We start from the raw sequence: 11,373 nt of genomic DNA on the forward strand, positions 1-11,373 counted from the left end.
CCGGACAGCCGTGGCCAGCTCAAGCCAGTAGCCGCGAACGTCGACATGATTGTCATCGTCTTCGCGCCGCTGCCCGAGCCGCATGCCAACCTGATCGACCGCTATCTGGTCGCAGCCGAACACGCCGGCATCCGCCCGTTGCTGCTGCTGAACAAATTCGACCTGATCGACGAGCAGAACGCCCCGGCACTCAATGCCCTGCTGGCGGTGTACCGCACGCTGGGTTATCCGGTGCTGGAAGTCTCGGCGCATCACGGCAACGGCATGGAACAGCTGCAACAGCAGCTCGACGGCCGCATCAGCGTGTTCGTCGGCCAGTCCGGTGTCGGCAAGTCGTCGCTGGTCAACAGCCTGCTGCCGGAAGTCGAAACCCGCGTCGGGCCGTTGTCCGAGCTGTCCGGCCAGGGCACGCATACGACAACCACCGCGCGCCTGTTCCACTTCCCCGGTGGCGGTGAGCTGATCGACTCCCCGGGCATCCGTGAATTCGGCCTGGGCCACGTCAGCCGCGCCGACGTCGAAGCCGGTTTCATCGAGTTCAACGACCTGCTCGGCACCTGCCGCTTCCGCGACTGCAAGCACGACCGTGAACCGGGTTGTGCACTGCTCAAGGCCCTGGAAGACGGCCGCGTGCAGCAGCAGCGGATGAACAGCTACCGCTCGATCATCGCCAGCCTGCCGGAAAACGGCTACTAAACACCTGCACCGGCAGCACCTCGCCCGAGGGCTGCCGGATGTCGGACCGCGCCTGACAAATCCCCGATTTCGTTAAACGTCAGACTTTTCTGACAGGCCCGCGCATGCCCGCCTGCAGGACATTTCTCTTTCACCGCCCAGCCCTTGTAGGCAAGCTCCAGATGCCTAGATTGGGGTCCTCCTTCGCACCTTTGCGACCTTCGAGGAACCCTATGCAGACCTATCACCTGTTCATCAGCCATTCGTGGAACTACGCCCACGCTCACGACAATCTGGTACGCCTGCTCGGCGCCAAGCCGGATTTCAGTTTCAAGAATTTTTCCGTGCCGCCACATAACCCGATCATGGGCGCGCAGACCGACAAGCAGCTCGAAGAAGCCATCGAAAACAAGATTCGCCCTTGCTCGGCGGTGCTGATCATGGCCGGGATGTATTCGACCTACAGCAAGTGGATCAACAAGGAAATCGAGATCGCCAAACGCATGGGCAAGGTGATCATCGCGATCAAGCCATTCGGCGCCGAGCGCATTTCCACCGTGGTGCGTGAAGCGGCGCACGCCGAATGCGCGTGGAACACCAACAGCATCGTCAGTGCGATTCGCCTGCACACGGCGGTGTAACCATGCGCAAGGGACTGTTTATCGGCATCAACCACTACGCCCATGTCGCTCCTTTGAGCGGTTGTAACAACGACGCAATGGCCATGGCTTCGGTACTGGAGCGCCACGCCAACGGGCACCCGAACTTCAGCAGCAAAGTGCTGACCTCCTCTGAGGAGAACCTGACGCTCAAACACATGAAACAGCAGATCCAGAGCCTGTTCTCAGGCGACTGTGACGTGGCACTGCTGTACTTCGCCGGTCATGGGCAGTTCGACACCAGCATCGACGAAGGGCTACTGATTCCTCAGGACTACCAGCATGGCGGAGACGGTATCCGCATCAGCGACATTCTGCTGTGGGCTGATCAGGCGTCGCAGATCAAAAACAAAATCATCATTCTCGATTGCTGCCAGGCCGGAGCAGCAGGTGCCATGCGCAATTTACGCGGCGGCAGCAGTGTGATCGGCGAAGGCATGACCATTCTCACCGCCTGCAAAAAAGAACAGTCCGCCCTCGAAAGTCGCGGCCACGGTGTGTTCACGGATCTGTTGCTGCAAGCGCTGCATGGTGGCGCCGCCAACGTGCTCGGCAAGGTCACCCCCGGTAGCGTCTATTCGTTTGTCGACAATGCGCTGGGAGCCTGGGAACAGCGTCCGGTATTCAAGACCAACGTGTCGCAGTTCGTGCCACTGCGCGAAGTGGCACCGCTGATTGCCGAGGAAACCCTACGCAAACTCAAGGACTGGTTCCCCGAGCCGAGTTTCGTCTTCAGGCTCGACCCCAGCTACGAGCCCACCGAAGCGCTGTTCGACCCCGAGCACGGCGACATCTTCAAGCAACTGCAAATGTGCAATCGCCACAGCCTGATAGAACCGGTGGGCGCCGAACACATGTATTACGCGGCCATCAACTCCACCGGCTGCCGCCTCACCGCCCTCGGTGCCTACTACCGCGAACTCGCCCTAAAAGGACACTTCTGATGCCCGTATTCATCAGCTACCGCCACATGGATCGTCCACAGGCCATGGCCATCAATAGCCAATTGATGCAGGCCAACATCAAGACCTACCTCGACGTGCTCGACCCGGAATCGCAGACCACCGACGACATCACCGAGGTCATCACGCGCAACATCACCGAATGCACGCACCTACTGGCAGTGGTGTCAGAGAAAACCGCATTGTCGTGGTGGGTGCCGTTCGAAATCGGCGAGGCGACGATCAGCAATCGGCGGATCTGCTCATTCAAGACCGGCCCCACGCAATTGCCGGCTTATCTGGATAAGTGGCCGAAGCTGAGCACACCGGCCGATGTGGATTTCTTCATCGACGCTTATCGCAGCGAAGGAACAATCAAGCGCTCGATGACGCTCGACTCGGTGACCGGTAATCAATCGACACGCAGTGCCAACAAGACCAATGCCGAGATGTTCCATGAGGGATTGAAGAACCGTATCCGGCGCGGCTTCTAACCCCACCAGACACAAAAAAGCCCCGAACATTCGGGGCTTTTGCTGTCCACCTGGCCTACTTCGGCTCAGGCTTGCGAAACGCATACAGATGCTGACGCACGATCCCGCCCGGCAGCTCCTTGCCAAATACGCCATAACGCACCGGCCACTCTTTCGGCGGCAGCTTGAACGTGCCGAACAGCATGTCCACCAACGGCGTGTGGATCGCGTAGTTCTTGTAGATGTAGTCCTTGTGCCGGGCATGGTGCCAGTGGTGATAACGCGGCAGGACGATCAGGTAGTTCAGCCAGCCACCATTGATTCGCACGTTGGCGTGGGCAAGTACCGCTTGAACACCAACCAGAATCACGTAGGCATTCAACGCCTGAGGCGCGAACCCCAGCAGCATCAGCGGCACCAGTACGCCGGTGCGGGTCAGCAGGATTTCGATGAAGTGCACGCGCGAACCGGCAAGCCAGTCCATGTGGGTGCTGGAGTGATGCACCGCGTGGATGCGCCACAGAAATGGCACCACATGGTAGAGACGATGCAGCCAATACTGGCCGAGGTCCGCCACCAGCACCGCGAGCAGGAACTGCACCACCAGTGGCAGGCTCTGGACGCTGGCCTGCAACCCCGGCGACACCGCCCAACCGGCGATGTAACCCGACGAGGCGGTGATGAAAATCAGGATGAACTGCACCAGCATGTGGCTGACGAAAAAATAGGTCAGGTCGGTGCGCCAGTGCGGGCGCAGGATGTTTTGCTCGGGATCCTTGGAATAGAGCTTTTCCAAAGGAATGAAGACGATCGCCGACACCAGCAGCGCCAGGACGAACCAGTCCAGACCCAGCGAGTAAGGGGTCTGCCCGATTTCGCTGACTTGCACGTTGGTGCCGCCGAGGAACACCGCCAGCCCCGATGCGACCAGCCCGGTAATCCCCAGGCGCTTGCGCTTGTTGAGCAGGATGTTCAGGGTGCCGAGGCTGAACGACAGCACCAGCCCGAGCAACAGCGTGGTGCGTGCGAACTGCTCGTCATAGACCTTGCGCAGTTCGGCGGTGGTCAGCCATTCAGGAAACAGGAAACAGAGCACCGCCAGCAGGCTCAACAGCCCGAGGGTGGCTGAAATATAGCCACTGACCCGCCCCTCACCAAATTTGAAGGGTGCGTTGCCGTGCCGTTGAAAATAGGCTTTGAGTCTTTCCATAACTGATCTTCCGTGATTGCGATAACTGCGACTGCTCATTGCGACGCAGGCAGAAACCAAAAAGCCACGGAGGCCGTGGCTTTTTGTCGGTTACTGCTTCGGCGCGACAGCCGGTGCAGTGGCCGGTGGCGCAGCGGGTGCCGGCGGCGCAGTTCCCGGCGCGGCCGGTTTCGGCGCGGCGTCGTCGAACAGGTTGAGCCGTTCGCGCAGTTCGTGCGCCGGCACCGGTTGCTGATCCGCCGGCAGCGCGTTCGGGTCGACCGGTGTCGCCGGAGCGTTACCGTTCTGGCTGTCATCCGCCGGCTTGGCCGGATCGGCACCTTGCGCACCTTCGATGGCTGCCTGAGCCTTCTTGGTCAGGACCACAATGTCGATGCGACGGTTGACCGGGTTGAACGGGTTTTCCTTGTCGAACAATGCCGACGAGGCATAACCCACCACCCGCGCCACCTGCGACTCCGGATAACTACCGGCAACCAAGGCACGCCGGGCGGCGTTGGCGCGGTTGGCCGAGAGCTCCCAGTTACCGAAATCGCCGGTGCCGGTGTACGGCTTGGCGTCGGTGTGGCCGCTGATGCTGATCTTGTTCGGCACCGCTTTGATGGTGTCGGCCATGGCCAGCAGGATGTCTTCGAAGTACGGTTTCAGACGCGCCGAGCCCGAGTCGAACATCGGCCGGTTTTCGGCGTCCATGATCTGGATGCGCAAGCCGTTCGGGGTGATCTCGAACAGGATCTGATCCTTGAACTTCTGCAGTTGCGGGTTCTCGTCGACCTTGTTCTGCAGTTCTTGCAGCAACAGCTCCAGGCGTTCTTTCTCGACCTGCTCGGCCATGCCTTCGACCTGCTCGGTGTCGACCGTGACCTTGTCAGGTTGCGGCTGCGACTTCACCTCGGGGTTGAGGGTGTTTTCCGGCGCGAGGGTCGGCGTGCCGCCCAGATCAATGATGTATGGCGTGCCGCTTTCGGAGAAGCCGACCGGGTCCTTGAAGTAACCGGCGATGGCGATCTTCTGTTCCGGTGTGGCGGTGGACAGCAGCCACAACACCAGGAAGAACGCCATCATCGCCGTGGCGAAGTCGGCGAAGGCGATTTTCCACGCCCCGCCGTGATGCCCGCCGGCGATGCGCTTGACGCGCTTGATGATTATCGGCTGGTTATTTTCCATGACTTAACGACCGCGAACGGCTTGTTCCAGCTCGGCAAAGCTTGGACGGTGGGCCGGGTACAGCACCTTGCGACCAAACTCGACCGCCAGCGATGGCGGCATGCCGGAAGCGGAGGCCACCAGCGAGGCTTTGATCGCTTCATAGACGTTCAGTTCTTCCTTGGCATCGTGAGCCAGGGAGTGCGCCAACGGACCGAAGAAACCGTAGGCCGCGAGAATACCGAAGAAGGTACCGACCAGTGCCGCACCCACGTGCAGACCGATGGATTTCTGATCGCCTTCACCCAGCGAAGCCATGGTCACCACGATACCCAGTACCGCCGCGACGATACCGAAACCCGGCATGGCGTCGGCGATGCCGTTCACCGCATGGGACGGGTGTTCGAGGTCTTCTTTCAGGCTGTACAGCTCCATGTCGAACAAGCCTTCCAGCTCGTGCGGCGCCATGTTGCCGGAGGACATGATGCGCAGGTAATCGCAGATGAACGCGGTCATGCGCTCGTCTTTGAGCACGGCCGGGTACTTGGCGAAGATCGGGCTCGCGGCGGCGTCTTCGATGTCGCCTTCGATGGCCATCATGCCTTCGCGGCGGCTCTTGTTGAGGATCTCGTAGATCAGGCCCAGCACTTCCAGATAGAACGTGTGGCTGAAGCGCGAACTGAACATGCTCAGGGATTTCTTGAGCACGTGCATCGTCATGTAACCGGGGTTGGCCTGCAGGAATGCACCGAGGGCCGCACCACCGATGATCATCACCTCGAAGGGCTGGATCAGGGCGGCAATTTTGCCGTGGGAGAGCACGTATCCGCCGAGCACGCTCGCGAATACGACGATGATGCCGATAATTTTAGCCATAGGTAGAAAGTACTTATTTAAGTCGGGTTCAAGGTCATATTCGGAAGTTAAAAAATCTCTTCTTCTACTTATCGGCAAAACTGCGCCAGACTATAGCCAGTTCAGGCGAAAAGCCAATTTAGCCCATGCCGGGCGCGTCTACAGTCAGTGAAGATCTCGTCCAGACATGGCTAATGAAACGAACGTCCCACACGCAAAACCGACCACCCTCGAGGGCTGGGTAAAGTTGCTCGATGGCGTGCTCCTGCCCGTGCCGCAAGAGGCTCACGACAAAGTGTGCCGCGCGATCCGTGACAACCGCAGCTCGCTACGCGACATCGCCGAGCTGATGCAGGACAGCCCGGCGCTGGCCTTGAGCATCATCCGTGAGGCGAATCGTCACACCCACGGCACCCTGTCCGCACCGGCGGAAAACCTCGAGGTGGCGATCAACCGTCTGGGTCTGGCGCGCACCGAAGAACTGCTGGCGCGCCTGCCGGCCCAACCGCAGATGCAGATCCCCAAGGCCCTGCGCCAACTGCAAATGATCAGCCAGCACGCCACGCAACAGGCCAATGGTTTTTTCGCCAGCCGCCTGGCCCGACTGTGGCAGGACATCCATTGGGGCAGCCTGTTGTTTCTCTCGCCGTTATGGCCACTGGCGCTGAAGTTTCCCGAGTTGCTCGAAGAATGGGAATTGCGGGTGATCCACAAGGGCGAATCGGCTCCGGTGGTCGAGAAGCAACTGTTTGGCGTGCGCCTGCTGAAGATCGCCGAGGCGCTGGTGCAAGTCTGGCACCTGCCGATCTGGGTGCAGCAAGGCTATAAATTGCTGCTCAGCGAACAGCGCGAACTGGTCAAAGTGCTGCGCATCGCCCGCGACAGCGAACACCCGTTGCGCCAGCAGAATCGCCTGGATGACGATCCGACCCTGCGTCGCTGGCTCAATCAGCCGGCCAACACCGTGCTGCTGGCCAACGGCCTGGCGTTATCGGCGCAACAGGCCTGGGACAGTCCGCACAGTGAGCGCTGGCAGTACCTGACCAGCCTGTATCTGCAAATCTCGATGGATGAAGTGCAACAGCAATTGCACCAACAAGCCGCCAACAGCGCACGCCACCATGCAATGCCGGACCTGTGGCACCCGGCGGTGTCGCTGTTGTGGCCGTGGGGCACGCACCGTTTGCCGGCGGGCATGCTGCCTGCCGCCGCGCCGTCCGCTGAAGACCTGAGCCAGTGGCGCCGGCAATGTGCCGAATTGCTCGCCGAACCGAGCCGCTTCACCAATGCCATGAGCCTGACAGTCGCTGCCCGCGATGCTCTGGTCGCCAGCGGCATGCGCCGGGTGATGATCCTGATGGCCGATCGCACGCAGTCCAATCTGCGCGTGCACCAGACTTTCGGCTTGCCGAAAGACGCCGCCGCGCTGAATTTCGTTGTCAGCCAGAGCAAGGTATTGCAGCGCCTGCTGGCGCAGCAGGCACAGGTGCGGATCAACCCCGAGAACAATGCACAATTTTCCGCATTGTTGCCGCCGGGCCTGCGCTCGCTGTTTCGCGGCGAACATTTGTTCCTGCGCTCACTGGTCAACAATGGCCGGGTGATCATGATCGTCGTGGCCGACCAGGGCGGCGGGCCGTTCGCCGACATCACCGTGCAGGCGTTCGGCAAAACCGCGCAGTGCATCGAAAAAGCCCTGCACAGCTTTAGCAGCCGTGGCCGATGAGGCTGCGCTACAATCCCCCCCTTTGTGCTCTGGAGACCTCACATGTCTGACTTCTCTGGCTTGCCGCTCGTCATCGAGCCGAGCGACCTGCTCCCGCGTCTCGATTCCCCTGAACTGATTCTGGTGGATCTGACCAGCCCTGCCCGCTATGCCGAAGGTCACCTTCCCGGCGCACGTTTTGTCGACCCGAAACGCACCCAGCTCGGTCAGCCGCCAGCACCGGGATTGCTGCCGGCCAAGGCCGACCTGGAAGCGCTGTTCGGTGAACTGGGCCATCGCAAGGACGCGGTCTACGTGGTCTATGACGACGAGGGCGGCGGCTGGGCCGGGCGTTTCATCTGGCTGCTCGACGTGATTGGTCACGACAACTACCACTACGTCGACGGCGGCTTGCCGGCGTGGCTGGAAGCCGGCATGCCGATGTCGATCCAGATACCTCCCGCCGTCGGCGGCCCGGTGGCGCTGACCCTGCACGAAGAACCGACCGCCACTCGCGAATACCTGCAAAGCCGGCTCGGCGCCGCCGATCTGGCGATCTGGGATGCGCGCGGGCCGCTGGAGTATTCCGGTGAGAAGGTGCTGGCGGCCAGGGGTGGACACATTCCGGGCGCGGTCAACTTCGAATGGACCGCCGGCATGGACAAGGCACGCCAGTTGCGCATTCGCACGGACATGCCGCAGATCCTCGAAGACCTCGGGATCACCAAGGACAAAGAAATCATTACCCACTGCCAGACCCATCACCGGTCGGGCTTCACATATCTGGTGGCCAAGTCCCTCGGTTATCCGCGGGTCAAGGGCTACGCCGGTTCCTGGGGCGAATGGGGCAACCACCCTGACACGCCTGTCGAGATTCAAGGTTTTTAAGGACAACTAATGAAAGAGCGTCTGTTTATCCTCAGCCAGTACCTGCTGCCTCATCACCTGCTGTCGCGCCTGGCCGGCTGCGTTGCCGAGTGCCGCGTGCGCTGGTTCAAGAATGCCTTCACCCAGTGGTTCGCCAAGCGTTATCAGGTGGACATGTCGCAAGCACTGGTCGAAGACCTGACCGCTTACGAGCACTTCAACGCGTTCTTCACCCGTGCACTGAAAGACGGCGCACGTCCGCTGGACGAAACTCCGGGCGCGATCCTCAGCCCGGCCGACGGTGCGGTCAGCCAGCTCGGCCCGATCGAACACGGTCGGGTGTTCCAGGCCAAGGGCCACAGCTTCAGCGTGCTGGAACTGCTCGGCGGTGACACGGCCAATGCTGCTCCGTTCATGGGCGGCGATTTCGCCACCATCTACCTGTCGCCGAAGGACTACCACCGCGTGCACATGCCGCTGGCCGGCACCCTGCGCGAGATGGTCTACATCCCGGGCCGGATCTTCTCGGTCAACCAGACCACCGCGGAAAACGTTCCGGAGCTGTTCGCCCGCAACGAGCGTGTGGCGTGCATCTTCGACACCGAGCGCGGGCCGATGGCCGTGGTGCTGGTCGGCGCGATGATCGTCGCTTCGATCGAAACCGTGTGGGCCGGTCTGGTCACCCCGCCGAAGCGCGAGCTGAAAACCTTCCGCTACGACGAAGCCGCCCGCGCACCGATCCATCTGGAAAAAGGCGCCGAACTGGGCCGTTTCAAGCTGGGTTCGACCGCGATCGTGCTGTTCGGGCCGGATCAAGTGAAATGGGCTGAAGAACTGGTCGCCGGTTCGCCAGTACAAATGGGCCAGGCTCTGGCACTGCCAACGGCCTGATATCTCCGCGCTCTCCCTGTAGGAGCTACCGAAGGCTCTTACAGGGTTTGCCGTCGCGACAGACCCCGATTTTTACTGCTATGGTTTTTGGCATGAGCCAGACCATCGCCCCGCCGCCACTTCGCGCCCCTGCCCCGACGCAATCGCGCCTGTCGTTTTGCGAAGCCTCCCCGCGCGACTTCAAGCGCTGGATCGCCGGCCTGCCCAAGGCCAACATCGGCGAAACCGCCCGCCAGTTGTATCAAGGCCTGGGCGAACTCAATCAGTTGCTCACCCCCAGCGACAATCGCCTGCAATTGCTGGAGTTGCTGCGCCCCGAGGTGTATTTCGTCTGCCAGCATCTGGAGCGGCAGTTTCTGCATCAGGCGATCATGCTCGACGAGCGTTCGCGCAAGATCAACAACCTGTGTCAGGCGCTGCAAAGTCATCTGGCGATTGGCTACAAACAGATCGTGCTGCGCATCACCCCGAAATACAGCAAGGATCGCGCGACTCTGCTCAGCACTGCCCTGCAACGGGCGGCACATGCGCTCAAGGGGCAACTGGTACGCGCCACGCAGCTGTACAGTCCGGCACCGGAGCAGTTGTGGTTCGAGTTGCATCAGCTCTATCGCAGCGCCTGTGAACTGCAGCTTCAGCACAAGCGCGTGCATGACGACCTCGCCAGCCTGACGCCCGAGCTGAGCCTTGAACAGACCTACATCGCCGCGTTGTTGCTGGGCAGTGCGCGTTGCAATCAGTTGCGGCAGAACCAGATCGCCCGCCTGGCCGAGGTGCTGGAGCCGTGGAGCGCGTTGCTCAAACTGCATCCCGGGCGTCCGGACGATGGCCTGTTTGCGATCAGCGCAGAACTCGATGTCGGGCCGCGTTATCGCAGCATGTTTCGCCGCGAACAACAGGCCGGACTGCTCGGCTTCGATCCGCAGCCGCTGGTGAATGCCGTCGAGGCGCACCTGCTGCGGCAGGACACATCACCGCCGTTGCAAGTGCCCAACGGCATGAGTCAGGACACCCTGCAACACTTGCATGCCACGTGGGGACAGGCCGCCGAACGCAGTTTTCAGCGCAGCGTTGGCCAGGGCAACCTGACCGTGTGCGTCGGCATGAGCGCCCTGCATTTCTACCTCGGTGGCGAACGCACATTCAGCGAATTGCTCAAGCATCCCGGCGCTCGCGCAGCCAATTTCAGCAGTGCCGTGGCCAAGGGTGAAAAGGACAGCTGGAGTCAGGCGTTCGACGCCGCGCCGCTGGGCAACGAGCAGTTTCTGCCTTATGAAGAAATCCAGTACGACCATCTGCCCGAGGACGAAAGCACCACCGACAGCACACCGCATTACCCGACCTACACGTTGCCGGTGATCAACCATAGCCCCGGCGGCTACTGCCTGGCCTGGCCCGATGAGGTGCCTGCCGAGCTGCAGGCTGGAGAAATGCTCGGGATTCAGGACAGCACGAGCCAGGGCTGGAGCATTGCCGTGATTCGCTGGATTCGTCAGGTACGGGGTAGCGGGACGCAGATGGGCATTGAACTGGTGGCTCCGCATGCGCAGCCATGCGGTTTGCAACTGGTGCGCTCGCGGGACGATCACAGCCATTACTTGCGCGGGTTACTGCTGCCGGAGATCAGCGCAATCGACTTGCCGGCCACCTTGCTGGCTCCGCGCCTGCCGTTTCAGGAAGGTAATAAGGTACTCATCAACACTCAGGGCGAAGAGCACCGCGCCGGACTGGATCGGCGGCTGGCGAGTACGCACAGCTTCAATCAGTTTGCCTATCGCTCGCTCGAGGCCGCGCAGAATGGCGGGAGCGAGGAGGATTTCGACTCCTTGTGGAAGTCGCTTTGAAGCCTTAAAGAAACCGTGGCGAGGGCGCTTGCGCCCTCGCCACAGAGACCTGCTTCAAGCTTAAAGCTGGCCGTCGCGGTCGCGGAAGCCGAGCAGATACAGCACAC

Annotated in this window: 11 protein-coding genes; 8 read left to right on the forward strand and 3 right to left on the reverse strand. The window is 61.2% G+C overall.

The annotated features are described in order from the left end of the window. The 4 genes from rsgA to DBR24_RS26775 form a co-directional block, all read left to right on the forward strand. A partial coding sequence (gene rsgA, locus DBR24_RS26760) for a small ribosomal subunit biogenesis GTPase RsgA (RefSeq protein ID WP_256591875.1) occupies positions 1-696 on the forward strand: 696 nt, incomplete at its 5' end. A 212-nt stretch (positions 697-908) separates the two neighbouring features. Continuing rightward, a complete protein-coding gene (locus tag DBR24_RS26765; protein ID WP_123470896.1) occupies positions 909-1,316 on the forward strand; it encodes a TIR domain-containing protein in 408 nt (135 codons plus the stop codon). A 2-nt stretch (positions 1,317-1,318) separates the two neighbouring features. Continuing rightward, positions 1,319-2,278: a caspase family protein gene (locus DBR24_RS26770; protein WP_128616216.1), complete on the forward strand. Its 960-nt coding sequence runs from the start codon at positions 1,319-1,321 to the stop codon at positions 2,276-2,278. Further along, the gene (locus DBR24_RS26775) at positions 2,278-2,769 is read left to right on the forward strand and encodes a toll/interleukin-1 receptor domain-containing protein (RefSeq protein ID WP_123470893.1); all 492 of its coding nucleotides are present in this window, start codon (positions 2,278-2,280) and stop codon (positions 2,767-2,769) included. Before DBR24_RS26770 ends, DBR24_RS26775 begins: the two co-directional genes overlap by 1 nt. Positions 2,770-2,824: 55 nt before the next feature. Here the strand turns inward: DBR24_RS26775 and DBR24_RS26780 are convergent, their stop codons facing one another. From DBR24_RS26780 to motA, 3 genes are all read right to left on the reverse strand, one after another. Continuing rightward, positions 2,825-3,958 carry a sterol desaturase family protein gene (locus DBR24_RS26780; protein WP_123470892.1) on the reverse strand — a complete coding sequence of 378 codons (1,134 nt, stop codon included), beginning with the start codon at positions 3,956-3,958 and terminating at the stop codon, positions 2,825-2,827. Between the two features lie 90 nt (positions 3,959-4,048). Continuing rightward, the gene (gene motB, locus DBR24_RS26785) at positions 4,049-5,125 is read right to left on the reverse strand and encodes a flagellar motor protein MotB (protein WP_128616217.1); all 1,077 of its coding nucleotides are present in this window, start codon (positions 5,123-5,125) and stop codon (positions 4,049-4,051) included. A 3-nt stretch (positions 5,126-5,128) separates the two neighbouring features. Next, positions 5,129-5,980 carry a flagellar motor stator protein MotA gene (motA, locus tag DBR24_RS26790; RefSeq protein WP_007952169.1) on the reverse strand — a complete coding sequence of 284 codons (852 nt, stop codon included), beginning with the start codon at positions 5,978-5,980 and terminating at the stop codon, positions 5,129-5,131. Between the two features lie 166 nt (positions 5,981-6,146). On the opposite strand from motA, the gene DBR24_RS26795 reads away from it, so the two are divergent. The 4 genes from DBR24_RS26795 (at position 6,147) to DBR24_RS26810 (ending at position 11,266) form a co-directional block, all read left to right on the forward strand. Beyond that, positions 6,147-7,685 carry an HDOD domain-containing protein gene (locus DBR24_RS26795; RefSeq protein WP_128616218.1) on the forward strand — a complete coding sequence of 513 codons (1,539 nt, stop codon included), beginning with the start codon at positions 6,147-6,149 and terminating at the stop codon, positions 7,683-7,685. Between the two features lie 42 nt (positions 7,686-7,727). Further along, entirely contained in the window at positions 7,728-8,552 is an 825-nt protein-coding gene (rhdA, locus tag DBR24_RS26800) for a thiosulfate sulfurtransferase (protein ID WP_128616219.1), read from the forward strand. 9 nt (positions 8,553-8,561) lie between these two features. Next, positions 8,562-9,422, forward strand: a complete 861-nt coding sequence (asd, locus tag DBR24_RS26805; RefSeq protein WP_123470881.1) for an archaetidylserine decarboxylase — start codon at positions 8,562-8,564, stop codon at positions 9,420-9,422. Between the two features lie 92 nt (positions 9,423-9,514). Then, a complete protein-coding gene (locus tag DBR24_RS26810) occupies positions 9,515-11,266 on the forward strand; it encodes a molecular chaperone (RefSeq protein ID WP_128616220.1) in 1,752 nt (583 codons plus the stop codon). The last annotated feature ends 107 nt before the right edge of the window (positions 11,267-11,373 follow it).

This window comes from Pseudomonas sp. HMWF006, assembly GCF_003061205.1.
Taxonomy (GTDB): Bacteria; Pseudomonadota; Gammaproteobacteria; order Pseudomonadales; family Pseudomonadaceae; genus Aquipseudomonas; species Aquipseudomonas monsensis.